The following is a 24,735-nucleotide window of genomic DNA, read 5'->3' as shown; positions in this document are numbered from 1 at the left end:
AAATTTGAATTTCAATCAAAAATCAAGAAATGAATAAAATACAACAAGCACTTCAAAACCGAATATTAATCCTCGACGGCGCAATGGGCACGATGTTGCAGCGCTATAAATTTTCCGAAGAGGATTTCCGTGGAGAACGTTTTAAGGATTTTCATAAATCGGTTCAAGGAAATAACGATTTGCTTTCAATAACGCAACCGCAGGCAATTGCTGAAATCCATTCAAAATATTTCGCTGCAGGCGCTGATATTGTGGAAACAAATACATTTTCCAGTACCACAATCGCGATGGCCGATTACGATATGAAGGATTTGGTTTATGAACTTAATTATGAATCCGCCAAAATAGCAAAAAAAGTAGCCGAAGAATTTACCGCCAAAGAGCCACACAAACCACGGTTTGTAGCTGGAGCGATGGGTCCGACAAACAAAACCGCAAGTATGAGCCCCGATGTAAACGATCCTGGATTTCGGGCAATTTCATTTGAAGAACTGCGTGTAGCCTACAAACAACAAGCCGAAGCTTTGATTGACGGAGGCGTGGATTTACTTTTGGTAGAAACTATTTTTGATACACTGAACGCAAAAGCCGCACTTTTTGCAATCGATGAAATAAAAGAAGAAAGAAATCTCGACATTCCAATAATGATAAGTGGAACAATTACAGACGCCTCCGGACGTACACTTTCCGGTCAAACGGCAGAGGCTTTTCTGATTTCAATCTCGCACATTCCACTTTTGAGCGTAGGTTTCAATTGTGCCTTGGGCGCCAAACAACTTACGCCCCATCTCGAAGTGATTGCAAACCGCACCAATCTTGCCGTGAGCGCCTATCCAAATGCGGGGTTGCCAAACGCGTTCGGGGAATACGATGAAAGCCCCACCCAAATGGCTTCGCAGGTTAAGGAATATTTAGACAAACAATTGGTGAATATAATCGGTGGTTGCTGCGGAACTACTCCAGAACATATTAAAGCCATTGCTGAAATTGCTTTCCAATACAAACCGCGCCCTGTTTTTCAATCTGAAAATCTCGCTGTATGATTCCATTAAAACAAGAAGTTGAAGAGGCGTGCAATCGCGTTAAACCGTATGTTCACAACACGCCCGTTCTGAAATCTGCATTTTTAAATGAACTTTCCGGTGCCGAAGTTTTCTTCAAATGCGAGAATTTTCAAAAGATGGGCGCTTTTAAAATGCGCGGTGCGACGAATGCTATTTTACAACTTTCGCGAGCACAGAAAAAAGCTGGGGTTGTAACACATTCCTCAGGAAATTTTGCGCAGGCACTTTCTTTGGCGGCGAGAAATCTTGGCGTAAAAGCATATATCGTTATGCCTGAAAATGCGCCACAAGTAAAAAAGGAAGCAGTAAAAGGTTACGGCGGAATAATCACGGAATCTGAATCTACTCCAATCGCCCGTGAAACCGAAGCGGAAAGAATCCAAAAAGAAACAGGTGCAACATTTATTCATCCATCAAATGACAGAAATGTAATTCTTGGCAACTCAACTTCAGCCGCGGAATTGCTGCAAACGCACCCGGATTTGGATTATGTTTTCACGCCCGTTGGCGGCGGCGGATTGATTGCGGGGACTTCCCTTTCTGTGAATTATTTCGGAAATAACTGCCAAACAATCGGCGGCGAACCATTTGGAGTTGACGACGCATTTCGAAGTCTTCAAAGTGGAAAAATAGAATTCAATGAAACCACAAATACAATTGCCGACGGACTTAAAACCTTCCTCGGCGATGTCAATTTTCCGATAATAAAAAAATATGTTTCAGAAATAATTCGTGTTGAAGAAACCGAAATCATTTCAGCAATGAAACTTATTTGGGAACGGATGAAAATTATAGTTGAGCCAAGCAGTGCGGTAGCTTTTGCAGGTTTGCTTCGGAAAAAAGAACGGTTTAAAAATAAAAAAGTTGGAATTATTATTTCCGGAGGAAATGTGGATTTAAAGAATTTACCATTTTAGTTGATTGTTGTTGGTTGATAGTTGATGGTTAAAAGCATTCAATAAAACCAAATAAACTTTATAAATGGCAATTTGAAAATTGAAAACGGAAAATGAATTTATCAATATCAAAAAATAACAAGAAAAGTCCATCAACCATCAACTAAGAACTAACAACCATATGGAATATAGAGATTTGGATGTTTGGAAATTTTCTCGAAAGCTGGTCAATTCAATTTATGAGTTGACAAAAAGTTTTCCGAGGGAGGAAATATATGGATTGACGAATCAAATAAGAAGGTGTGCTGTTTCCATACCGTCAAATATCGCCGAAGGCTGTGGAAGAAGAACCTCGAAAGACACAATTCAATTTTTATATATTTCAAGAGGTTCACTTTATGAATTGGAAACGCAATTATTGCTTGCATTGGATCAAAATTTTATAAATGAAAATCAATTGAAGGAAATCATTTCTCAAATTGAAAGTTGTAAAAAACTGTTGAACGGATTTATAAATTATTACAAAAAATTATTATGAAAATCCATCAACCAACAACTATCAACCAACAACCAAAATACCTGAAATTATCCGGTCTTGAACCGCTCGTCATCACCCCCGAAAGTAATTTCATTAACGTGGGGGAACGCACCAATGTCGCCGGTTCAAAAATGTTTCTTCGTCTTATAAAAGAACGAAATTTTGAAGCTGCGCTTGCCGTTGCGCGGGATCAAGTTGAAAACGGCGCACAAATCATTGACATCAATATGGACGATGGTTTGATTGATGGAAAGGAAGCGATGGTGAAATTCCTAAATCTTGTGATTGCCGAACCCGATATTTCCCGTGTTCCTATTATGATTGACAGTAGTAAATGGGAAATTATTGAAGCCGGTTTGCAGGTTGTGCAGGGAAAATGTGTTGTGAATTCCATCAGTTTAAAGGAAGGTGAGGCAGAATTCATCCATCACGCAAAACTTATAAAACGCTACGGCGCGGCGGTAATCGTGATGGCGTTTGACGAAACGGGCCAAGCCGATAATTACGACAGAAGGATAGAAATCGCCAAACGCTCCTATGACATTTTGGTGAACAAAGTGAAATTCGCGCCCGAGGATATTATTTTCGATTTAAACATTTTTCCCGTTGCAACGGGAATGGATGAGCACCGAAAAAACGCTATTGATTTTATCGAGGCCACGCGCTGGGTTCGGGAAAATCTGCCGCATGTGAGCGTAAGCGGTGGGGTGAGCAATGTTTCCTTTAGTTTCCGGGGTAATGATCCCGTCCGCGAGGCGATGCATTCCGTGTTTTTGTACCACGCAATTCAAGCCGGGATGAATATGGGGATTGTAAACCCATCAATGCTGGAGGTTTATGATAATATTCCGAAGGATTTATTGGAGCGCGTTGAAGATGTTATGTTCGACCGACGTGAAGACGCAACGGAACGTTTGCTCGATTTTGCCGAGACCGTAAAAGGAAGTGCAAAGGAAAGTAAAATTGATCTCTCTTGGCGCGAAGAATCGTTGCAAAACCGTATTACAAGGGCGTTGGTAAAAGGAATTGATGAATTTATTTTAGAAGATATTGAAGAAGCAAGACAAGCCGCTAATAAACCAATTGAAGTAATTGAAGGGAATTTAATGATTGGGATGAATGTGGTCGGCGACCTTTTTGGCAGCGGAAAAATGTTTCTGCCGCAAGTGGTAAAAAGCGCGCGGGTTATGAAAAAAGCAGTGGCGTACTTGCTCCCCTTTATTGAGGAGGAAAAGTTGAAAAACCCACAGATTACGGATTCCAAAAACGCGGGAAAAATATTGATGGCAACTGTGAAAGGCGATGTACACGACATCGGTAAAAACATTGTCGGCGTTGTTTTGGCGTGCAATAATTATGAAATAATCGATTTGGGCGTAATGGTGCCGCCGGAAAAAATAATCGCCACCGCAAAAGAGGAAAATGTGGATGCCATCGGTTTAAGCGGATTAATTACGCCTTCGTTGGACGAAATGGTTTTTTTAGCGAAAGAAATGCAGCGGCAAAATTTTAAGGTTCCCTTATTGATTGGCGGTGCAACTACGAGCCGTGCGCACACGGCAGTTAAAATTGATCCCGAATATGAATGCGCAGTCGTACATATAAACGACGCTTCCCGCGCGGTTACCGTTGTTGGCGATTTGCTGAAAAAGGAAACTTCGACTTCCTATAAAGAAAATATAAAACAGGAATATGATACATTCCGAAAGGATTTTTTAAAACGCCAAAAGGTAAAAACATATCTCCCAATTTCCGAAGCACGGAAAAATAAATTTCAAATAGATTGGAAAACTTCTGAAATAGTTAAACCGAATCAGTTGGGAGTTCACATTCTAAAAGTCTTCGATTTAAATCTATTGTTGGATTATTTAGATTGGACGCCTTTTTTTAGAAGTTGGGAGCTGCACGGAAGATATCCCAATATTTTAACCGATAAAGTGGTGGGCGAACAAGCTTCGGAATTATTTAAGGATGCACAACAAATGCTCGACAAAATAATTTCTGAAAAATTGTTGGAAGCGCGCGCTGTCTTTGGAATTTTTGAGGCGAATTCTGTAAATGATGATATAATAATTCAGAATTCAGAATTCGGAATTCAGAATTTTTTTAGAACTCTTCGCCAACAATCCCAAAAGGCTAAAGGAAAACCCAATATTGCTTTGGCAGATTTCATTGCGCCCAAAGAAACTGGAATCCAAGATTACGTGGGCTGTTTCTGCGTGAGCGCCGGTTTTGGAACTGCGGAATTGGCCGCCAAATATGTTGCGGATCACGATGATTACAATGCTATAATGGTAAAAGCTTTGGCAGACCGCTTGGCGGAAGCGTTTGCGGAATATCTTCACAAAGAAGTCCGCACCAACTATTGGGGCTACGCTTCCGAAGAAATTCTTTCCAACGAAGAGTTGATTTCAGAAAAATATAAAGGAATCCGTCCCGCGCCGGGTTATCCCGCCTGTCCCGACCATTTGGAAAAGCGCACCATTTGGGAGGTTTTAAACGTAAATGAAAACATTGGGGTAGAACTCACCGACAGTTTGGCGATGTGGCCGGCGGCATCGGTTTCGGGTTATTATTTTGCGAATCCAGAAGCGCGTTATTTCGGCCTTGGAAAAATTAAGGAAGACCAAATTGAGGATTTCGCAACCCGAAAAAATATGAATTTAGACGAAGCCACGAATTGGCTGAAAACAAACCTTGCAGACTAAATGAAAGTTACCGAGCACATAAAGAACGGCAACGGAAAAACGCAATTTTCGTTCGAGATTTTACCGCCTTTAAAAGGTGAAAACATACACTCCATTTTTGAGAATATTGATCCGTTGATGGAATTTAAACCCCCGTACATCAACGTAACCTATCATCGCGAAGAATATGTTTTTAAGGAATTGAAAGATGGTTTGATAGAGAAAAAAGTAGTTCGTAAACGTCCCGGAACGGTTGGAATTTGTGCCGCCATTCAAAATAGATATGAGGTTGATGCCGTGCCACATATTCTTTGTGGAGGTTTTTCAAAAGAGGAAACCGAAAATTTTTTGATCGACCTTCAGTTTTTGGGAATTGACAATGTAATGGCGCTACGGGGTGATGCGGTGAAAAGCGAAACCTATTTCACCCCCAATAAAAACGGGCATAAATACGCCTGCGATCTTGTTTCTCAAATACATTTTATGAACAGGGGCACTTATTTGGATGACGAACTTCAAAATACGTTTCCCACCGATTTTTGCGTGGGCGTTGCCGGTTATCCCGAAAAACATATGGAAGCACCGAGCAGTGAAAGCGATATCCATTTTTTGAAAAAGAAAATTAAAAACGGCGCAGAATATATTGTTACACAAATGTTTTTTGACAACGAGAAATTCTTTCAGTTTGAAAAAAAATGCAGAGCGGAAGACATTACCGTTCCAATTATTCCGGGCTTGAAACCTATTTCCGTGAAGTCGCACCTCAATTTAATTCCGCATCGGTTTAAGGTCGATTTGCCGGATGCGTTGGTAATGGAAGTGGTAAAAGCAAAGGACAATCAAGCTGTTCGGCAGATTGGGATTGATTGGTGCGTAAAGCAAAGCAAGGAACTTGTGAAGGCTGGCGTGCCATTTCTTCACTATTATTCTATGGGAAAAAGCAGCAATATTAGGCAGATTGCCTCGCAGGTTTTTTGAGAATGCTTTAATTTGCGGTGATGTCTCGAATCACTCTTTTGCTGTTTTTTTTCACGACTTCTTTTGTTTTTTCGCAGGAAAAAAGCAAGGATTTCTTTGTGGACGCCAATTATTTCTACGGAACTATTCTTCGGCATAACAAGGATATTTCACATTTGGTGAAAGCGCATCCCGATGGTTTTATTATTGGTTTTAACCGAAAAACGTATGGAACCGAACGTTGGCATCAAGAATATAACTATCCCGATTGGGGGTTTTCTTTCGTGCATCAAAATGCGCATTACGATGTTTTGGGTGAAAATTATGGGCTTTATGGGCATTTCAATTTTTACTTTTTGAAGCGAAATCTTTTCTTCCGAATAGGACAGGGAATTGCTTACAATACAAATCCGTTTGATTTGGAAACGAATTTCAAAAACAATGCATACGGGACACATTTGTTGAGTTCCACTTATTTGATGCTGAATTATAAAAAACAAAATCTCTTTAAAAACTTCGGAGTGCAGGCTGGGATTGCTTTGGTGCATTATTCCAACGGAAATTTTAAGGCGCCAAATTCCAGCACGAATGCCTTCACATTTAATGTGGGTGTGCAATATTCCGTGACCGATGAAACTTCGACGTATATTTCGGATTCGAATCCTCAGAAAATTTCAGAACCCATAAAGTTCAACTTCATACTTCGCGGTGGTTTGAATGAAAGTGATTATTTGAATCTCGGTCAACATCCGTTTTTCGTGGTTTCTGCATTTGCAGATAAGCGGTTGAGCTATAAAAGTACAGTGCAATTCGGAGGAGATTTTTTCTATTTGCCATTTCTAAAAAAAGAAATAGAATACCTTTCCGTGGCGTTTCCAAGTTTTGATGTAAAAGGCGATGAGGATTATAAACGCGTGGGAATTTTTGCCGGGCATGAATTGCGATTCAATAACTTGGCTTTAATTACCCAAGCGGGTTTTTACGTTTATTATCCGTATGATTTCGAAGGCCGGACGTATTTTCGGGTTGGTTTGAAATATTATTTTACCGACAAACTTTTTAGTGCAATTACCCTAAAATCGCACGGTGCAAAAGTGGAAGGTGTTGAATTTGGTGTGGGGATTAGAATATAAATTATGAAGAAATTACTGTTTATCGGATTTCTATTTTTGCTGTTTTCGTGTGATTCTGAAAATTCTTGGGATTGCACCCAAACGGCGGGAGAAACTGTTTCAAAGAAATTTGTTGTTTCAGAATTTTCAAAAATTCGCATTGAGGACGACGTAACATTATATTTAAAACAGGGCAATACCCAGGAAATAATACTGGAAACGGGCAAAAATCTTCTGAGTGATGTTTTAGTAATTGTTGAAGAAAACACGTTGGTTGTAAAAGATAGAAATGCCTGCAATTTGGTGCGCGATTACGGAATTACAAAGATTTTTGTAACTGCGCCGAACATTGTTGAAATTCGAAACAGTTCCGCTTATGACGTTATTGGCGAGGGAATTTTAAATTTTCCAAAACTAACATTGATTAGCAATAGCAGTACGGGTCCGGAAAATATTCGTAAAAGCGGCGATTTTTATTTGAATATTGTTTGTGAAGAATTCCGCGTAAGCGCCAACGGCCAAAGCGTTTTCTACATATCCGGTTTCACTGAAATAGCAAATTTGAACTTTGCTGATGAAATGCCCCGTTTTGAAGGCGAAAATTTATTGATAGATAAACTTGAGGTTTTTCAAAGAAGTGCTAACAAAATGGTGGTAAACCCGCAACAAAGTATTGTCGGGAAAATAATGGCAACCGGTGATATTGTTAGTTATTCCCGCCCTGCGGTTGTTGAGGTAAAAGAATTTTTCACCGGCCGTTTATTATTTAAAGATTAGTTTATCTTTACCGGCGTTGAAAAATATGAAGCACCTCTTTTCCGTATTCGCTGCCTTACTTTTAAGTTTTCCAATCTTTTCACAGGAAAAGGAATTGAAACCAATTTCTCTGGAAGCCGATTATTTTTACGGCACGGTGCTCGAGCACAATCCTGACATTCAACATTTAATTTCGGGTCACCCCACTGGTTTTTTCCTTTCCCTTAACAGAAAAACGTACGGTTTCAATGAATGGGAGCGGCGCTACAATTATCCCGATTGGGGATTTACGCTGGCGTATCAGGACATGCACAATGAATACCTTGGCAATGTTTGGGGCGTGTATGGCCATATGAATTGGTATTTTTTAAATAGGCACCTCATGCTTCGGGTGGGACAGGGAATTGCATATTCTGAGAGTCCTTTTGATACGAATTCAAACTACAATAACAATGCCTACGGCACGCAACTTTTAAGCACTACTTTTTTAAAGGGAAATTACGTTCGAGAAAATATTTACAAAGGATTGGGATTCCATGCAGGATTTACGATTATTCATTATAGCAATGCGAATTTTAAAGCGCCCAATAATAGCACCAATTCTTTTTTGCTGAATGCTGGCCTCAGCTATCAATTGGATTATGAGGAATTCCCAGAATATATTAAAAAAGAAGATTCTCTAAGTCGCACTCACGCCGAAAGGTTTAAATACAACTTCGCTTTTAGAACGGGAATTAATGAAAGTGATGTGGTTGGATTGGGCCAAGAGCCGTTTTACGTAATTTCGGCTTTTGTGGACAAACGCATCAATTATAAAAGCACTTTTACCGGAGGAGTAGACATTTTCTTTTCCACTTTTTTAAAAGAATTGATAAACTATCGCTCCATCGCCTATCCCGAGGACGGACTTTCGGGCGATGAGGATTATAAGCGAGTTGGGCTTTTTGTGGGCCATGAATGGCGATTTAATAAAGCAGCGTTCATCTCACAATTGGGTTATTATGTCTATTGGCCGTATGCTTTTGAAAACCGAATTTATAACCGTTTGGGACTTAAACGCTATTTTTGGAAGGACACTATTTTCGCTGCCGTAACCGTCCATGCACATTGGGCAAAAGCAGAAGCCGTAGAATTTGGTGTGGGTTACAGGCTGTAAATTGCTACATTTTTTGTTTTATAAAAATCATAAATGAAGAACATATTTTACCTCTTTTTCGTGTTAGCTCTTTTTGGTTGTAATTCCGAAAATGGATGGGACTGCATTCAAACCGCAGGAAAAACCGTGCAACAAGAAATGCCAATTCAACCTTTTCAGAAAATTATAGTTTGGGAACGAATAAAACTGTTCGTAAAGCAAGGTGAGGAACATAAAGTGATGGTGCAAACAGGAGAAAATTTAATGAGCGACATTGAAGTTTCCGTTGCAAACGGCGTTCTCCAAATCCACAATAATAACGCTTGTAATTTGGTGCGGGACTACGGATTGACGCACGTATATATCACCACTCCAAATCTCACCGAAATTAGAAGTAGCACCGGCTTGGCCGTGGAAAGTATCGGTGTCTTGGGATTTCCAAATTTAATCCTGGCTTCTGAAGATCAACATAACGAGGACCAATATCATATTGACGGGGATTTTAAACTGAATTTGAATGTTGAAAATCTTACGATTGTTGCCAATGGCCTATCAAAATTTTATTTAAGCGGTAGTGCGACCAACGCCAATTTTGGCCTTTACGCGAGTGATTGTAGGATTTATTCGGAAAACTTAATTGTTCAGAATTTAAATGTCTACCATCGAAGTACCGGGCCTATAGTGGTAAATCCACAAGAATCCATTAGAGGTCAAATAGTTAGTTTGGGCAACGTTATTTGCAAAAATAGACCCCCCATTGTTGAGGTTGAAGTCCTTTACAGCGGTCAACTTATTTTTGAATAGTGAGTTCAGAAAATAGTTTTTCGAGAGTAGTATTTTTTTGGTGCAATTGAAGAATTTTTAAACCATTGTCGTGCGCAAAATCGAATACCTTTCCGCGCATATCGTGTTCGGTCTCGAAATAGAGTTGATACACAAAACCTATTGAATTTTCAATCTTTTCAAGCTTCGGAATTTTTTGTAGGGCCACCTCTTCCACGCGATAATCAAATTCTACTTCAATAATTTGCTGCTTATTGTTTTTTAATTCTGACAGTTTTTTATCGAGCACAATTTCACCCTTATTAACAATAATTACGCGATCGCAAATGGCCTCAACTTCCTGCATAATATGGGTGGAAAGCAAAACTGTTTTTTCTTTTCCGACGTTTTTTATGAGTTGCCGGATTTCAATCAATTGGTTTGGATCCAAGCCCGTGGTTGGTTCATCTAAAATTAAAACTTCGGGATTGTGCAAAAGCGCATTTGCAAGCCCAACACGCTGCCGGTAACCCTTTGAAAGTTGACCGATTTTTTTGTTGGCTTCTGGCAATAAACCCGTTTTCTCAATTACATTTTCAACCTCAGTTTTTGGAATATTATAAATTCCAGCGTTGAAAAAAAGATATTCCCGAACGTACATATCCAAATAAAGCGGGTTGTGCTCGGGCAGATAGCCCACGCTTTTCTTAACGTCAATATCATCTTTGTTCACCTCAAAACCATTAACAAATGCAACCCCATCCGAGGCTGGCAGAAACGTTGTGAGAATCTTCATCATCGTAGATTTTCCGGCGCCATTAGGCCCAAGAAAACCCACAATTTCTCCTTTTTCTATTTTAAAGGAAATATTGTCCAGTGCCTTTTGATGGCCGTAAATTTTGGTGATATTTTCTACTTGTATCGACATATTTTTATGAAAACAAAACTACACAAATTTCTTCCGAAGTGGTGGCGCTTCGGCCTTTAAAATTTTTCCCAAAACGTTTTCAAAATCACATTTATTGGCTACTTTAGCCGCTATGAACATAAATAACATCTTCAATACATCCAATTTTTGGTGGCATCTTTTGAGAAGCGTTAGCTAAAGGGATTGTTGTATTTTATAATATACTTTTGAAAGTCCCATATTGGGACTTTTTTTTTGAAATTGAATATATGGAAAACAAAAAGGAATTCCGAAATTGGTTGGATGCATTCGGCCTGAGCCATCCGTTGGTAATTGCCGGCCCGTGCAGTGCCGAAACCGAGGAGCAGGTCCTCAAAATTGCACACCAACTTAAAGAAACTGATACTTCCGTGTTGCGGGCGGGCATATGGAAACCACGCACCCGCCCCGGAAATTTTGAGGGCGTGGGCGCGCTGGGATTAAAATGGCTCCAAAGGGCAAAACACGAAACAGGCTTATTGACAGCAACCGAAGTCGCAAATGCAAACCACGTAGATTTGGCACTAAAGCACGATGTTGATATACTTTGGGTGGGCGCACGCACTACTGTTTCGCCGTTTATCGTGCAGGAAATTGCAGATGCCTTAAAGGGAACCGATAAGATTGTGTTGGTAAAAAACCCCGTAAACCCAGATTTGGCACTATGGCTGGGCGCGGTGGAACGATTTTATGAAGCCGGCATTTCGAAATTGGGTGTAATCCATCGTGGTTTTTCAACTTATGAAAAAACGCGGTATAGAAATAATCCCGAATGGCAAATTCCGATAGATTTGCAGAATAGTTTTCCCGATTTGCCACTGATTTTGGACCCCTCACACATTGCCGGCCGAAGGGATATTATTTTTGACCTTTGCCAAACCGCGCTAGATTTGAATTACGACGGACTAATGGTTGAAACCCATTTCGATCCAGACAATGCATGGAGCGATGCAAAACAGCAAATTACCCCGAAAGCACTCGACAAAATGACGGTGGACTTGAAAATTCGGAAGATGGAAGGCAATGAAGCGGAATTTAACAATCATTTGAACACCCTGCGCACACAAATAGATTTGATTGACGACCAACTGATGGAAATGCTCGGGAAGCGAATGAAAATTGCTGATAATATTGGGCTTCTTAAAAAGAAAAATAATGTGGCCATTTTACAGGTTAAACGATGGAATGAAGTTTTGGGACGCATGATTTTAGAAGGTGAACACAACAAATTAAGTGAGGAATTTGTGCTGAAATTGTACAAAGCCATTCACCAAGAGTCCATCAATCATCAGAAAAAAGTTATGAATGATTAAAAAGTTTTGCAAATTTGTGCTGTGAAAGGAATCGTATATAAATCCACCGGTAGTTGGTATTCCGTGAAAGCGGAAAATGGAAGCTTTTACGATTGCCGCATCAAAGGTAAATTCCGGATTGGCGGGATTAAAAGTACAAACCCCGTGGCGGTAGGCGATCACGTCGATTTTGAAATTGAGAAGAAGGGTGATGAAACCGTGGGCGTTATCAAACATATTGACGAAAGGGAAAATTACATCATCCGCAAATCTGTAAATCTTTCAAAACAAACCCACATTATTGCGGCCAATATAGATCTTGCTTTTCTGTTGGTTACATTAAATAATCCGCCCACTTTCACCACTTTCATTGACCGATTTTTGGTTACTGCGGAAGCATATCACATAAAAGCAGTACTTCTTTTTAATAAAATTGATACCTATACCGAAGACGAATTGTTGGAAATAAAATTTCTGGCGGCGCTTTACAGAAAAATCGGCTATGAATGCATTGGCATTTCAGCCATTACTGGAAAAAATATTGAAAAGGTAACAGCATTGATGAAAAATAAGGTTTCAATGTTTTCGGGCCATAGCGGCGTGGGGAAATCTACACTCATAAATTCGTTGGAGCCCGGCCTCCACCTTAAAACTTCAAAAATTTCAGAACAACATTTGCAGGGGCAGCACACCACAACATTTGCAGAAATGTTTGATCTTTCCTTTGGCGGACAGATAATTGATACCCCTGGAATTAAAGGTTTTGGCGTAGTGGAGATGGACAAAGAAGAAATTGGCGTTTACTTTCCCGAATTCTTCGAAAGGAAAAATGATTGCAAATTCAACAACTGCCTGCATTTGGAAGAACCGCACTGCGCCGTAAAAAAGGCATTGGAAAATGAAGAGATTGCTTGGTCGCGCTACAAAAGTTATTTGCAGATTTTGGAAGGAGAGGAGGACCATTTCCGAAAGGATATTCATGAAAAGTAAAATCCTAAATTTTAAAATCCAAATCCCTAATATTTAAAATTTAATAACAACCGACACGCTAAACTCAGAAACAGCAGCCGCTGCCCTAAAGCCGAAATGATAAAATGAGAGCCCTAATTCAACGTGTAAAATCGGCATCTGTAACTATTGATGCGAAAATATTTTCTGAAATAGAGCACGGACTGCTTATTTTATTGGGTATCGAAACCGAAGATACCATGGAAGATATTAAATGGTTAACTGCGAAAATAGCTCGGCTACGTATTTTTTCCGATGAAAACGGAGCAATGAATCTTTCAGTTTTGGATGTGAAGGGCGAATGTATGGTTGTTAGCCAATTCACCCTTCACGCAAGCACCAAAAAGGGAAACCGTCCCTCTTTTATAAAAGCGGCAAAACCTGAAATTGCCATTCCCATTTATGAAAAATTTATTTTTCAATTAGAAGAAGAAATGGACAAAACCGTGAAAACGGGCACGTTCGGAGCAATGATGGATGTTGCTCTGGTGAATGATGGGCCTGTAACAATTTGGATGGATTCAAAAAATAAGGAATAATTTCTTTAACTTTTTTTTAACCTTTTAGAATTTTATATATTGCCACCGATAATAAAAAATTCATGAAAAAGGTTTTTTGCTTTGCACTATTCATTTGCACGACTGTCATTTTTGCCCAAGATTACTCCATAGCTTCAATAAACAAAGAGCTTATTGAATATTCCAACAGTATTTTGATTGATGAATTGGTAGAGATTGATGTGACCGATATTGGAAAAATGAAGCAAAAAACCCATAGGGTAATTGCAGTTTTGAACAAGCTCGGTGATCAAGATCCAAATCTTTATGAATTTTATGATGCAAATTCCCGCGTAAAAAATGTGGAAGTTCGAATCTATAATGCCGTCGGAAAGGAATTGGAGCATTTTAAAAAGAAGGATTTTATAGATGTAAGCAGAACTGGCATCAGCATTTATAGTGATGACCGTATGCTCTATCTAAATTATACTCCCACCACCTATCCATACATTGTGGTTTACGACAGTGAAACGGAATCGGGCGATTCTGCCTTTATTAACCCTTGGTTCCCAATGGGAGGTTATGCCGAAAGTGTTCAAAAAAGTGTCTTTAAAATTAAATTTGATCCCGCAAACAAGCCAAGATATAGAGCGCAAAATTTAGAAAAATTCAATATTTCCGTCTCTGAAAATCTTGATGAAATAATATTTTCTGCTTCAGACCTAAAGGCAATCCAAAGAGAAGAACGCAGTCCGTCCACAAGTACCATTTTCCCCGCGGTTTATTTGGCTCTTGAAAAATTTAAAATGAAAAACCTCGTCGGCTCCGGGAAAGATTGGCAACAGTTTGGGAGTTGGGTGGACAAAACACTGCTTTTTGATCTGGGCGAATTGCCCGAAGGTACGCTTGCACGCATTAAAAGTTTGGTGGCAAACGAAACCACCAATGAGGGAAAGGCCAGAAAAATTTACCAATTCGTGCAAGACAAAGTGCGCTACGTAAGCATTCAAATTGGAATTGGCGGATGGAAACCGATGCTTGCATCCGAGGTGGACAAACTGAGCTATGGTGATTGCAAGGCATTAACTAATTATACTCGAGCGCTATTGCAGGCCGTGGATGTTCCTTCGTATTATACCTTAGTGAATGCCGGCGACAACAAAATAGCCCTAAATAAGGATTTTCCTTTGCCATGGTTCAATCATGCCATTCTCGCAATTCCGGATGGAGAGGAGTTTACTTGGCTCGAGTGTACCAGTCAGGATGCGCCTTTTGGATATATCGCCAATTTTACGGATGATCGTGACGTGCTTATTGTGACCCCCGAAGGCGGTAAAATTGCGCATACCCAAGTGTATAAAACAGAACAGAATACGCAAGAAAGTTTTTCCACCGTGATCGTGGACCCAAAGGGAAATGCTGTTGCCAATTTCCAAAGTGTTTCCCAAGGATGGCAGTACGATGATAAATATTTTCTTCCGAAGAAAAAAGAGGATGAGGTTGATCAAAACTACAAAGACCGATGGAGCTATATCAATGGTTTTACCATCAATGACTTTACCTTTGAAAACGATAGGGAGAAAATAGTTTTCACCGAAAAGTTATCGCTCAATATCCCAAATTATGCAAATCCGGTGGGCAATGATTTTCTTTTTTGCGCCAATATTTTCAACCAAAACAAATACATCCCACCAAGAATTGAAAACAGAAAGCAAAACTTATACATAAGCCATGGATTTGTGGATGTTGATACGGTTGAAGTACAGTTGCCCAAAAATTTAGTGGTGGACGCCCTGCCGAATGCGTCGTTGTTGGAAACAAAATTTGGTAAATATGAAATCGGTTTCAGCCTAAATGCCGAAAACAATTTAATCTACACACGAAAATTAATTATGAACAAAGGCGAATATCCGCCGGCGGAATATGAAAACTATCGCGATTTCCTAAGATCCATCGCCCGGCTTGACCGTTCAAAAATACTTTTAAAACAAAATATTCAATAAATAACTCTCCAATGAAATCAACCTTTCTTGCATTGTTTGCGACTATATGCTTCGCTACTGTTTCAGTTGCCCAAAATTATAAATTCGGAAAAGTTTCCGAAGAGGAATTGCTTCAAACCCAGCATCCCACGGACCCCTCGGCTAATGCCGCCATTTTGTATCGCGAATCCACCACCGAATTTCAATACAGCGAAGACAGCGGATGGTATTTGATTACCGACTACTTCGAGCGTGTAAAAATTTATAAAAAGGAAGGTTTTGAATGGGCTTCAAAAGAAATTGATCTTTACCAAAGTGTATCAAGTTCAAATGACGAAATTTCGGGGCTGAAAGCTTACACTTATAATTTAGGCGCTAACAATAAAGTTGAGGAAATCAAATTAAAAAGTGACGGAATCTTTGAGGAAAAAACCACTAAGTATCTGCAAAAGGTGAAATTTACAATGCCAGATTTAAGGCAAGGCAGTGTGGTGGAATACAAATACACCATAAAATCACCATTCATTAGCAATATTGATGAATTTCGTTTTCAGGAAACCATTCCAGTGGAAAAGCTAGAAATTCGCTTCGCCTCTCCCGAATATTTTGTTTTCAAGACCCACCAAAAAGGTTGGGTGCCATATAAAATTGATAAGGTAGTAAAAGACCGAACCATTCCGTTAGCGAATGCCCGCACAGAATATGATATTTATGGCAATAGAACAAGCGCGGGAGGTGCAAGAGAGGTGAAGATGAAAGAAGATATTTATACCATAGCGTTAAAAGACGTTCCCGCAATGAAAAATGAAGCCTTTGCGGGCAATATTGATAACTATTCCACGGGCATTAAATTTGAATTGAGCTATGTTGATTTTCCGGGTGCTCCGTTGGAAACATTTTCCACCACGTGGGAAGACGTTTCGAAAAGCATTTATCAAGTAGATTCATTCGGAAATGAATTGACGCGCACCAACTATTTTGAGGACGATTTAAGCAAGCTACTAAGCGGGATAAGCAATCCCGAGGAAAAGGTTTCCCGCATTTTTTCTTTTGTGGTAAACAAAATGACATGGAATAACTTTACTGGCTATTACACTAATGAAGGAGTAAAGGAAGCATATAAAAAAGGTTCCGGCAATGTGGCGGACATCAATTTGATGCTCGTGGCAATGCTCCGTAATGCCAATATAAACGCAAACCCGGTTTTAGTGAGCACCAAAGATCACGGAATGCCGCTGTTTCCCACGCGCAACGGATTCAATTATGTAATTGCGGCAGTGGAATTTCCCAATGGAATTATATTGCTTGATGCAACAAATAAGGGAGCCGAAATCGGCATTTTAAGACCCAGCATTATGAACTGGAAAGGCCGAATCATTAAAAAGGATGGCACTTCCGGATGGGTGTCATTAAGCCCACAAATTCCAGCTGTTAAGAGTGCAATGGTAACGGCAACCATTCAACCCGATCATTCGGACAGCGGAAAGACACAGAACAGATTCACTGGAAATTATGCCTTTCAGTACAGATCGGAATTCAAAAGTATGAATGAGGACGCACAGCGAAAGGAGGTTGAAAAAAGCCTCGCCCAAGTGGAACTTTCAAACCTGCATTTCGAAAATCTGCAAACCTTGGGAAAACCCGTTTCCCTGGAATATGATTTTGAATCCATTGATGTCGTTGAGGAAGTGGCGGGCAAGTTGTACTTTTCGCCAATGGTTTTTATGGCTGAAAAGGAAAGTCCCTTTAAACCCGAAACTCGCGAATACCCCATTGATTTTGGCTACTCGATGAAAGACCGCTACATTATAAATATTGAATTGCCGGAAGGTTATAAAGTAGAAACCATGCCCGCAAACGCCATTTTCAATTTAGGGGAAAACACGGGAAGTTTTAAGTATTTAATTTCTCATGTGGGCAACAAATTGCAGCTTTCGGTGGAATTTTCAATCAATGAATCCTTTATCGCGGCCGAGGAATATGATAATTTGAAAAAATTCTATGAGCTTTTAATTGCCAAAGAAAATGAAAAAGTAGTACTTTCGAAGGTATAAGAAATAACCATTATGAATATCGAAAATGCCCAAAAAGCTGTTGATGTGTGGATAAAACAGCATGGCGTGCGCTACTTCAATGAACTCACCAATATGGCACAGCTTACCGAGGAAGTGGGCGAAGTAGCGCGTATAATTGCACGTCGCTACGGTGAACAGAGCGAAAAGGAAAGCGATAAACACAAAGATTTGGGCGAAGAGCTGGCAGATGTTATTTTCGTGGTGCTCTGTCTTGCAAACCAAACGGGAGTCAATCTCGAACAAGCTTTTGAGAAAAAATTGGAGCTAAAAACCAAGCGCGACCACGACAGGCATCACGGAAATGAAAAGTTAAAGTAGATGTTTAAAAAAGTAATCAATACAAAAGGTTTTTGGCCCTCGGTAGTATCTCTTGCCATTGCATTCGCGGTTATTTTCACGTTTATAAAATGGGCGATTGATGGTTTTGATATGGCCTTTTTCACAGATAGAAATCCATTAATGTTTCTTCTCACCCTTCTTTTGGCCGGCTTTGTTTATGGCTTTTTTGTAACCTTTGGAAAATTTCGGGCCAGACTAAAAGATAAAGATTCCGGAAGATGAATGTGCTTCTGAAACGAGGAACAATTCCCCAAAAAAATATCAAAATAAATATTGGCGGCTCTAAAAGTGAGTCGAACCGATTACTTATTCTACAGGCATCTTTTCCAAATATTTCTATCGAAAATTTATCCGATAGTGATGATACGGTTGTTCTAAAAAAAGGTTTGGAAACAAAAACTGGACTTGTGGATGTGCATCACGCGGGCACTGCAATGCGTTTCTTGACTGCATTTTTTGCAGCAAAAGAAGGAGCGGAAATTACGCTCACCGGCAGCCAGCGCATGCAAGAACGGCCTATTTCAATATTGGTGGATGCATTAAAAAACGTTGGAGCCGACATTGAATATCTCAAGAAAGAAGGCTTTCCGCCACTGAAAATCAAAGGCAAATCACTGTCGAAAAAAGAAGTGAAGATAAATGCAGATGTGAGTAGCCAATACATTTCAGCATTAATGCTGATTGCGCCGAATCTTCCCCACGGTTTGACAATATATTTGGAGGGCAATATAACTTCCGCGCCCTATATTGAAATGACTCTTTCGCTTTTGAAAAAAATTGGAATTTCGGGCGATTTCAGTGAAAATACAATTACAATTCCTTCCATTGAAACTATTTTAAAAACGGAAATAGTTGTGGAATCTGATTGGAGCTCGGCTTCCTACTTTTATAGTTTGGTTGCCCTTTCGGATAATTTGGAAATTACGCTTTCCAGTTTTTCTGAGGAAAGCAGACAGGGTGACGCTGCATTGGCGCAGATCTATAAATCCCTGGGAGTTGAAACGATTTTTGATGCTTCCCAAAAAACAATTTCCCTTTCAAAAAAGACTTCGGAATTGCCGGATTCCTTAATGCTCGATCTGTCCAACACACCAGATTTGGCGCAGACAATTGCCGTAACCTGTTTTGGGTTGGGAATCGGTTGCAAACTTTTAGGCCTGCAAACATTAAAAATAAAAGAAACTGATAGACTCGCCGCACTTAATATTGAACTTAAAAAATTGGGCGCCAATATAACCGTTGATGACCATTCATTAGTTCTTGAAAAATCCTTCAAAATTAACCCCAACAGTTCCATCGAAACTTATCAAGATCACCGAATGGCAATGGCCTTTGCGCCTTTGGCAATGAAAACAAATCTAATTATAAAAAACGCCCAGGTGGTTTCAAAATCATATCCAATGTTTTGGGAAGACTTGCAAAAGGTAGGCATCGATTGTGTTTTTGAGAACACATCAAAATAACTATTGCCAGTTTTTGCTCCGGACCTCAAGTTTTAAACTTTCAACTTTTCGCTTCCAGCACCCGCCAATCCACATTTCCAAATAATAAACCCGCATTTACTTGACAACGCCTGTGTGGAGGTTGTATATTTGCGCCCTTGTAAAAATTTAAAGACACAACGAATTATGGGAATGAAACTTTCAAATTTCAACTTTAATCTTCCTGAGGAATTATTGGCTGAATATCCAGCACCAAACCGCGATGAATCTCGCCTGATGGTACTGAACCGAAAAAACAAAACAATCGAACACAAAATGTTCAAGGATCTTATTGATTATTTTGAGGAGGATGATGTTTTGATTACCAATAATACCAAGGTTTTTCCCGCGCGATTGTTCGGGAACAAAGAAAAAACCGGCGCTCGAATTGAAGTTTTCCTTTTGAGGGAATTGAATCCCGAAACACGTCTTTGGGACGTTTTGGTAGATCCCGCCCGAAAAATCAGGATAGGTAACAAGTTGTATTTTGGCGATGATGAAACCCTCGTGGCGGAAGTTATTGACAACACTACCTCGCGCGGCAGAACGTTGCGCTTTCTGTTTGATGGTTCCTATGAGGAATTTCGAAATAAATTGACCGAACTGGGTGAAACGCCTCTGCCGAAATATATTAAAAGAGAAGTCGAGCCCGAAGATGCCGAGCGATACCAAACCATTTTTGCTAAAAATGAAGGAGCCGTTGCCGCGCCAACTGCTGGGCTGCACTTTTCAAAACATCTTTTGAAACGATTGGAAATAAAAGGTGTAAGTATTGCTGAAGTAACGCTGCACGTAGGTTTGGGTACTTTCAGCTCAGTGGAAGTTGAAGATCTTTCGAAGCACAAAATGGATTCTGAGGAAATGATGATTACCCCGGAAGCTGTACAAATTATTAATAAGGGAATTCAAAAAAAGAGAAGAATCTGTGCTGTCGGAACAACTGCAATGCGGGCTTTGGAAAGTTCGGTTTCTTCTAACCATACTTTGAACCCTTTCACTGGTTGGACCAATAAATTTATATTTCCTCCTTATGATTTTAGTATTGCCAATGCAATGGTGACCAATTTCCACACCCCAAAATCCACATTATTGATGATGGTTTCTGCATTTGCCGGCCACGATTTTATAAAGGAAGCCTATGCCGAAGCCATAAAAGAGAAATATAGATTTTATACTTATGGTGACGCAATGCTAATAATCTAAAAAATTCATAGCAAAATTAAAGGAATCCCGATATCATTCGGGATTTTTTAATTTATAAGGGTTTGGTTTCCAAATGTCAGAATAAAAATTTACCTTAGTCTTCCTTTTAAAATCTAATTGTCGGCCGGAATGAAACAAATTACTCTTTTCTTCCTTTTATTTTTCACCATATTTTCCGCCTTTCCACAGGGTGGGGGTGAGGAATTGCCGGAAAGTTGGGATTTGAATTTGGTAAGAATTCCAAATATTATAAGACTTCCAAGATTGGATTTTGAAAACATATTGCAACAGGACAGTATCAATGATTTGGATAAAACCCTGCCTTGGAGGTATGGCATAGAAATTCCGTTGAATTTAAATATGCAGCACGGCGGGCTATGGACAGCTTTGCCAAACGGCGGAAAAATTTGGCAAGCAACAATAAAGTCTGCAGGAGCTCTAAATTTAAGCGTGAATTTTGACGATTTCTTTTTGCCACCCGGCACGCGACTACAGCTATACAATGACACAAAATCTGATATAATCTCAGCCCTTACCAGCAATCAAAACAGTAGCCAGGGTCATTTGGGAACCTGGTTTATTGAAGGCGAAATTATTTGGATTGAATACTATCAACCCCCAGGAGTACAAGGAACCCCAAAGCTTAACATTAACAGCGTTATTCACGGCTATAGAATGGGAAGGTTAAATGTTTTAATTGATGAAAACCGCGGTTTGAATGATTCTGGCGAATGCAATTATGACGTTAACTGTCCCATTGGAAATGACTTTGATTCAAAAAAAGACGTTCTCAAAAAAGCAGTAGCACTTTTAAATTTGGGCAATGGCCATTTGTGTTCCGCTTCGCTTATAAATAATACCGCGAACGATAAAACACCATATTTATTGACCGCGAACCACTGTCTGGACAACAGCAATCCAGCGCTTTGGTCCGCTCGTTTCAATTGGGTAAGCCCGACCCCGGTGTGTGCGACGGGCGGTGATAGTGGCGATCTTCAGACCAATTTCACCGTAAGCGGCGCTGAGTTGAAAGCCAAAAGCAGTTTGAGTGATTTCGCATTGGTGGAACTTTTTACTCCAATTCCCGAATCTTGGGATGTTGCCTTTGCGGGTTGGGATAATTCGGATACAAACCCAACCTTCGAAGTTGGGATACATCATCCAAATGGTGATATTATGAAAGTATGCCGCGATGATTCCGGCGCACAAAAAGTGGATGCCAATGGAACAAAAGTTTGGCTAATTGGAGGAGGAACACACGGCGCGGGGAATGGATGGGAAATCGGCACAACCGAAAGTGGCTCTTCCGGCTCACCATTGTTTGACCAAAATGGAAGAATCATTGGTCAACTTTATGCCGGACAATCTGCTTGCGCCGGCTTGCAAAACAACAGAGATTATGATATTTATGGTAGGTTCGGTGTTTCCTGGAATAATGGAAATTCCCCGCAATCTAGACTAAAAGAATGGTTAGACCCAGCAAACACCGGTAACGCAACCGTTGAAACACTTCAAAATTTGTTGAATACGCCCGATTTTCAATTAATTGGCGACCTTAAAATTTATCCCAATCCCGCAAGTTCAATGATTACGGTCATGAACAATCGCTATCCACATTTGTCCTTTGTATTTTCCAATGCGATGGGTCAACAGATTCGTGCGGGTAATTTGTCCAATACGATGAACACCATTGCCGTCGATAATCTTTCCGAAGGTATTTATTTCCTGCGTTTGGTTGATGAGGACAGTAAGGATTTCATTACTAAAAAGATAATCATTAAGCACTAACCAAATTACTCATTATGTGCAAAGCCTCTATTCTGAAAGGAAAGAGGCTTTTTTCTTTAAAATAAAGTAATTTTGCAAAATGGTTTCAGAAAAAAGAGATATACGCGCCCTTTCAAAAGAAGAACTTCGGAGTTTTTTCGAAAGCATTGGTGAGAAAGCCTTCCGCGGAACGCAAGTTTATGAATGGCTTTGGAGCAAGGGACTTCATAGCTTTGAGGAAATGACAAATCTTTCCAAGGAAATCCGCGCACATTTAAACGAAAATTTTGTAATCAACCACATAAAGGTGGACCATCTTCAAAAAAGTGCAGATGGTACAATAAAAAACGCCGTAAAACTTCACGACGATTTGGTGGTGGAATCTGTTTTAATTCCAACGAAAAAAAGGACTACTGCTTGCGTTTCCTCACAAGTGGGTTGTAGTTTGGATTGTAAATTCTGTGCTACTGCCAGATTAAAGCGAATGCGAAACTTGAATCCCGATGAAATCTATGATCAAGTTGTTGCCATTGATAGAGAAAGCAGGTTGTATCACGACAAACCGCTCACCAATATTGTGTTTATGGGAATGGGCGAACCACTGATGAATTATAAAAATGTGCTCGAATCCATTGAGAAAATAACTTCTGATGAAGGATTAGGAATGTCCCCAAAACGTATTGTTGTTTCTACTTCGGGTGTGCCGAAAATGATAAAAAAACTGGCCGATGATGAGGTGAAATTCCATCTTGCAGTATCCCTTCATTCCGCAATCCAGGAAACCCGGGAACAGATTATGCCTTTTGCAAAAAACTTCACATTACCCGATTTGCGCGAGGCTTTAGAATATTGGTACAGCAAAACCAAACGAAAAATTACTTATGAATACATTGTTTGGAAAGGCATAAACGACAAATGGGAAGATATAGAAGCGTTAGTCACCTTTTGTAAATATGTGCCGTGCAAAGTTAATATTATTGAATACAATCCGATAGACGATGGCGAATTTCAGCAGGCATCCTCAACGGTAATTCAGGATTATATTGAAGCTTTGGAACATGGCAGAATACCAGTAACCGTACGCCGCAGCCGCGGAAAGGATATTGATGCAGCCTGCGGGCAATTGGCAAACAAGCAATAAAAAAGAGCGGCTTTTGGCCGCTCTTCTCAATTCAGTATAAAACGTAAATTAGTTTTTTACAATTTTAAAAGACTTGCTTGCTCCGTCAATAGAAACAGTAGCGATGTAAATACCAGACTGAAGACCAGAAAGTTCAACAGTTTCGGTATTGTTACTCAATTTTTGAGAAACAACTTGTTGCCCTAACATATTGTAAAGTGCGACATTTTCCAAAGCGGTGTTTGCGGAAAGGTTCAATTGATTGTTTGAAACAAAATAATTGAAACCGGCAAGAGCATTGTCTTCAACACTAAGAACACCGGTAAGAACAACATCATCAAAATTAATGATAAATTGATCTGTAACATCGTGATGTCTGAAAGCAATGTAAAGTGTTGTTGCACCGTCCAAAGAAGATAAATCTAGGTTTCTAGGAACAAGTTCTCCTGCAGCAGCAGGATCGTTACCTATATTCTCTGTAAAGCTAACTGTTACAGTGGGGTCAGTATTCTCGAAATCAGCGATAGTATTTCCTGTAGACACATATACAGTATAAATCTCGTCAAAATAAAGAGGGTCTTGACCACCCACTAGATAATCAAGTTGTAATGTTCCGTTGCCGGCTACATCAATTGCAGGAGATATCGCATAATTGTCTGGTGTTAGAGGTCCTACAATTGGATCCCAAGATTCTGATGACATGTAATTACGCTCGCCGTTTTGTGCGATACTCGGGTCATAGGCTCTAAAGTTAAAACCATCACCATCTTCATCCAATAATGTCCAGTCAGAAATATCCTGATCCTCAAAATCGTCACTGAACAACTGCGCATTCATAGCAAAGCCAGCAAATAATGCTGCCAATAATGTAATTTTTTTCATTTTGTAAATTATTAATAAGGGTTAAAAAAATGATTTTTTCAAAAATAGGGCTTGCACAGTGTTTTCGAGGGTTGATGAGGGTAGTTTAACATAGTTTCGGAATTTGGAAAAAATCTCTTCGTTTTTTCCGCAATCATAACATTTATTAACAGCATAATTGAAATATTCTTTTTCTATCAAAAAAAATCTGACTTTCCCATAAAACGGCTTCCAATTGCTTTTAATAAAAAAAAGTT

The 24,735-nt window shown here is 39.7% G+C and carries 22 protein-coding genes; 20 read left to right on the top strand and 2 right to left on the bottom strand.

Features of this window, described 5'->3' with window-relative positions:
- Positions 1 to 29 precede the first annotated feature (29 nt).
- The 9 genes from QRD02_RS08235 (at position 30) to QRD02_RS08195 (ending at position 9,949) form a co-directional block, all read left to right on the top strand.
- Positions 30 to 1,043 (top strand): homocysteine S-methyltransferase family protein, encoded by a 1,014-nt coding sequence (locus tag QRD02_RS08235; RefSeq protein WP_290254455.1) that lies wholly within the window; start codon positions 30 to 32, stop codon positions 1,041 to 1,043.
- Positions 1,040 to 1,981, top strand: a complete 942-nt coding sequence (locus QRD02_RS08230; RefSeq protein WP_290254454.1) for a pyridoxal-phosphate dependent enzyme — start codon at positions 1,040 to 1,042, stop codon at positions 1,979 to 1,981. The genes QRD02_RS08235 and QRD02_RS08230 overlap by 4 nt, the downstream gene beginning before the upstream one ends.
- 160 nt (positions 1,982 to 2,141) lie before the next feature.
- Positions 2,142 to 2,498 carry a four helix bundle protein gene (locus QRD02_RS08225; protein WP_290254453.1) on the top strand — a complete coding sequence of 119 codons (357 nt, stop codon included), beginning with the start codon at positions 2,142 to 2,144 and terminating at the stop codon, positions 2,496 to 2,498.
- Positions 2,495 to 5,206, top strand: coding sequence for a methionine synthase (metH, locus tag QRD02_RS08220; RefSeq protein ID WP_290254452.1), 2,712 nt, complete (start codon positions 2,495 to 2,497; stop codon positions 5,204 to 5,206). The genes QRD02_RS08225 and metH overlap by 4 nt, the downstream gene beginning before the upstream one ends.
- Entirely contained in the window at positions 5,207 to 6,163 is a 957-nt protein-coding gene (metF, locus tag QRD02_RS08215; protein WP_290254451.1) for a methylenetetrahydrofolate reductase [NAD(P)H], read from the top strand. It abuts the gene before it with no gap.
- A 20-nt stretch (positions 6,164 to 6,183) separates the two neighbouring features.
- On the top strand, positions 6,184 to 7,275 hold the full coding sequence (locus QRD02_RS08210) for an acyloxyacyl hydrolase (RefSeq protein ID WP_290254450.1): 1,092 nt from the start codon (positions 6,184 to 6,186) through the stop codon (positions 7,273 to 7,275).
- Between the two features lie 3 nt (positions 7,276 to 7,278).
- Positions 7,279 to 8,031, top strand: coding sequence for a head GIN domain-containing protein (locus tag QRD02_RS08205; protein ID WP_290254449.1), 753 nt, complete (start codon positions 7,279 to 7,281; stop codon positions 8,029 to 8,031).
- 25 nt (positions 8,032 to 8,056) lie between these two features.
- Positions 8,057 to 9,166 (top strand): acyloxyacyl hydrolase, encoded by a 1,110-nt coding sequence (locus tag QRD02_RS08200; RefSeq protein WP_290254448.1) that lies wholly within the window; start codon positions 8,057 to 8,059, stop codon positions 9,164 to 9,166.
- 33 nt (positions 9,167 to 9,199) lie between these two features.
- Positions 9,200 to 9,949 carry a head GIN domain-containing protein gene (locus QRD02_RS08195; protein WP_290254447.1) on the top strand — a complete coding sequence of 250 codons (750 nt, stop codon included), beginning with the start codon at positions 9,200 to 9,202 and terminating at the stop codon, positions 9,947 to 9,949.
- Here the strand turns inward: QRD02_RS08195 and gldA are convergent.
- The gene (gldA, locus tag QRD02_RS08190) at positions 9,936 to 10,835 is read right to left on the bottom strand and encodes a gliding motility-associated ABC transporter ATP-binding subunit GldA (RefSeq protein WP_290254446.1); all 900 of its coding nucleotides are present in this window, start codon (positions 10,833 to 10,835) and stop codon (positions 9,936 to 9,938) included. The two genes, QRD02_RS08195 and gldA, sit on opposite strands and share 14 nt — an antisense overlap.
- A gap of 248 nt (positions 10,836 to 11,083) precedes the next feature.
- Here gldA and QRD02_RS08185 point away from each other — a divergent pair, with 248 nt between their 5' ends.
- From QRD02_RS08185 to rlmN, 11 genes are all read left to right on the top strand, one after another.
- A complete protein-coding gene (locus tag QRD02_RS08185; RefSeq protein ID WP_290254445.1) occupies positions 11,084 to 12,166 on the top strand; it encodes a bifunctional 3-deoxy-7-phosphoheptulonate synthase/chorismate mutase type II in 1,083 nt (360 codons plus the stop codon).
- Between the two features lie 21 nt (positions 12,167 to 12,187).
- Positions 12,188 to 13,135 carry a ribosome small subunit-dependent GTPase A gene (gene rsgA / locus QRD02_RS08180; RefSeq protein WP_290254444.1) on the top strand — a complete coding sequence of 316 codons (948 nt, stop codon included), beginning with the start codon at positions 12,188 to 12,190 and terminating at the stop codon, positions 13,133 to 13,135.
- A gap of 104 nt (positions 13,136 to 13,239) precedes the next feature.
- Positions 13,240 to 13,692: a D-aminoacyl-tRNA deacylase gene (gene dtd / locus QRD02_RS08175; protein ID WP_290254443.1), complete on the top strand. Its 453-nt coding sequence runs from the start codon at positions 13,240 to 13,242 to the stop codon at positions 13,690 to 13,692.
- Between the two features lie 62 nt (positions 13,693 to 13,754).
- Positions 13,755 to 15,653: a DUF3858 domain-containing protein gene (locus QRD02_RS08170; protein WP_290254442.1), complete on the top strand. Its 1,899-nt coding sequence runs from the start codon at positions 13,755 to 13,757 to the stop codon at positions 15,651 to 15,653.
- Positions 15,654 to 15,664: 11 nt separating this feature from the next.
- A complete protein-coding gene (locus QRD02_RS08165) occupies positions 15,665 to 17,686 on the top strand; it encodes a DUF3858 domain-containing protein (RefSeq protein WP_290254441.1) in 2,022 nt (673 codons plus the stop codon).
- A 12-nt stretch (positions 17,687 to 17,698) separates the two neighbouring features.
- Positions 17,699 to 18,025 (top strand): nucleotide pyrophosphohydrolase, encoded by a 327-nt coding sequence (locus tag QRD02_RS08160; RefSeq protein ID WP_290254440.1) that lies wholly within the window; start codon positions 17,699 to 17,701, stop codon positions 18,023 to 18,025.
- On the top strand, positions 18,026 to 18,268 hold the full coding sequence (locus QRD02_RS08155) for a hypothetical protein (RefSeq protein ID WP_290254439.1): 243 nt from the start codon (positions 18,026 to 18,028) through the stop codon (positions 18,266 to 18,268). It abuts the gene before it with no gap.
- A complete protein-coding gene (locus QRD02_RS08150) occupies positions 18,265 to 19,509 on the top strand; it encodes a 3-phosphoshikimate 1-carboxyvinyltransferase (RefSeq protein ID WP_290254438.1) in 1,245 nt (414 codons plus the stop codon). The genes QRD02_RS08155 and QRD02_RS08150 overlap by 4 nt, the downstream gene beginning before the upstream one ends.
- A 171-nt stretch (positions 19,510 to 19,680) precedes the next feature.
- On the top strand, positions 19,681 to 20,730 hold the full coding sequence (gene queA / locus QRD02_RS08145) for a tRNA preQ1(34) S-adenosylmethionine ribosyltransferase-isomerase QueA (protein WP_290254437.1): 1,050 nt from the start codon (positions 19,681 to 19,683) through the stop codon (positions 20,728 to 20,730).
- Between the two features lie 129 nt (positions 20,731 to 20,859).
- The gene (locus QRD02_RS08140; RefSeq protein ID WP_290254436.1) at positions 20,860 to 22,518 is read left to right on the top strand and encodes a T9SS type A sorting domain-containing protein; all 1,659 of its coding nucleotides are present in this window, start codon (positions 20,860 to 20,862) and stop codon (positions 22,516 to 22,518) included.
- Positions 22,519 to 22,597: 79 nt separating this feature from the next.
- On the top strand, positions 22,598 to 23,638 hold the full coding sequence (gene rlmN / locus QRD02_RS08135; protein ID WP_290254435.1) for a dual-specificity RNA methyltransferase RlmN: 1,041 nt from the start codon (positions 22,598 to 22,600) through the stop codon (positions 23,636 to 23,638).
- 48 nt (positions 23,639 to 23,686) lie between these two features.
- On the opposite strand, the gene QRD02_RS08130 is transcribed toward rlmN, so the two are convergent.
- The gene (locus tag QRD02_RS08130; protein ID WP_290254434.1) at positions 23,687 to 24,499 is read right to left on the bottom strand and encodes a T9SS-dependent choice-of-anchor J family protein; all 813 of its coding nucleotides are present in this window, start codon (positions 24,497 to 24,499) and stop codon (positions 23,687 to 23,689) included.
- Between the last annotated feature and the right edge of the window lie 236 nt (positions 24,500 to 24,735).

It is taken from the genome of Aequorivita aurantiaca, from assembly GCF_030410135.1.
GTDB lineage: Bacteria > Bacteroidota > Bacteroidia > Flavobacteriales > Flavobacteriaceae > Aequorivita > Aequorivita aurantiaca.
The sequence above is the reverse complement of the archived record's forward strand: the minus strand, read 5'-3'. Positions and strand labels throughout refer to the sequence as shown.

Bases quoted from the DNA above. Each gene is read 5' to 3' on its own strand.
- QRD02_RS08235 (WP_290254455.1), top strand. From the start codon at position 30: ATGAATAAAATACAACAAGCACTTCAAAACCGAATATTAATCCTCGAC.
- QRD02_RS08230 (WP_290254454.1), top strand. From the start codon at position 1,040: ATGATTCCATTAAAACAAGAAGTTGAAGAGGCGTGCAATCGCGTTAAA.
- QRD02_RS08225 (WP_290254453.1), top strand. From the start codon at position 2,142: ATGGAATATAGAGATTTGGATGTTTGGAAATTTTCTCGAAAGCTGGTC.
- metH (WP_290254452.1), top strand. From the start codon at position 2,495: ATGAAAATCCATCAACCAACAACTATCAACCAACAACCAAAATACCTG.
- metF (WP_290254451.1), top strand. From the start codon at position 5,207: ATGAAAGTTACCGAGCACATAAAGAACGGCAACGGAAAAACGCAATTT.
- QRD02_RS08210 (WP_290254450.1), top strand. From the start codon at position 6,184: ATGTCTCGAATCACTCTTTTGCTGTTTTTTTTCACGACTTCTTTTGTT.
- QRD02_RS08205 (WP_290254449.1), top strand. From the start codon at position 7,279: ATGAAGAAATTACTGTTTATCGGATTTCTATTTTTGCTGTTTTCGTGT.
- QRD02_RS08200 (WP_290254448.1), top strand. From the start codon at position 8,057: ATGAAGCACCTCTTTTCCGTATTCGCTGCCTTACTTTTAAGTTTTCCA.
- QRD02_RS08195 (WP_290254447.1), top strand. From the start codon at position 9,200: ATGAAGAACATATTTTACCTCTTTTTCGTGTTAGCTCTTTTTGGTTGT.
- gldA (WP_290254446.1), bottom strand. From the start codon at position 10,835: ATGTCGATACAAGTAGAAAATATCACCAAAATTTACGGCCATCAAAAG.
- QRD02_RS08185 (WP_290254445.1), top strand. From the start codon at position 11,084: ATGGAAAACAAAAAGGAATTCCGAAATTGGTTGGATGCATTCGGCCTG.
- dtd (WP_290254443.1), top strand. From the start codon at position 13,240: ATGAGAGCCCTAATTCAACGTGTAAAATCGGCATCTGTAACTATTGAT.
- QRD02_RS08170 (WP_290254442.1), top strand. From the start codon at position 13,755: ATGAAAAAGGTTTTTTGCTTTGCACTATTCATTTGCACGACTGTCATT.
- QRD02_RS08165 (WP_290254441.1), top strand. From the start codon at position 15,665: ATGAAATCAACCTTTCTTGCATTGTTTGCGACTATATGCTTCGCTACT.
- QRD02_RS08160 (WP_290254440.1), top strand. From the start codon at position 17,699: ATGAATATCGAAAATGCCCAAAAAGCTGTTGATGTGTGGATAAAACAG.
- QRD02_RS08155 (WP_290254439.1), top strand. From the start codon at position 18,026: ATGTTTAAAAAAGTAATCAATACAAAAGGTTTTTGGCCCTCGGTAGTA.
- QRD02_RS08150 (WP_290254438.1), top strand. From the start codon at position 18,265: ATGAATGTGCTTCTGAAACGAGGAACAATTCCCCAAAAAAATATCAAA.
- queA (WP_290254437.1), top strand. From the start codon at position 19,681: ATGAAACTTTCAAATTTCAACTTTAATCTTCCTGAGGAATTATTGGCT.
- QRD02_RS08140 (WP_290254436.1), top strand. From the start codon at position 20,860: ATGAAACAAATTACTCTTTTCTTCCTTTTATTTTTCACCATATTTTCC.
- rlmN (WP_290254435.1), top strand. From the start codon at position 22,598: ATGGTTTCAGAAAAAAGAGATATACGCGCCCTTTCAAAAGAAGAACTT.
- QRD02_RS08130 (WP_290254434.1), bottom strand. From the start codon at position 24,499: ATGAAAAAAATTACATTATTGGCAGCATTATTTGCTGGCTTTGCTATG.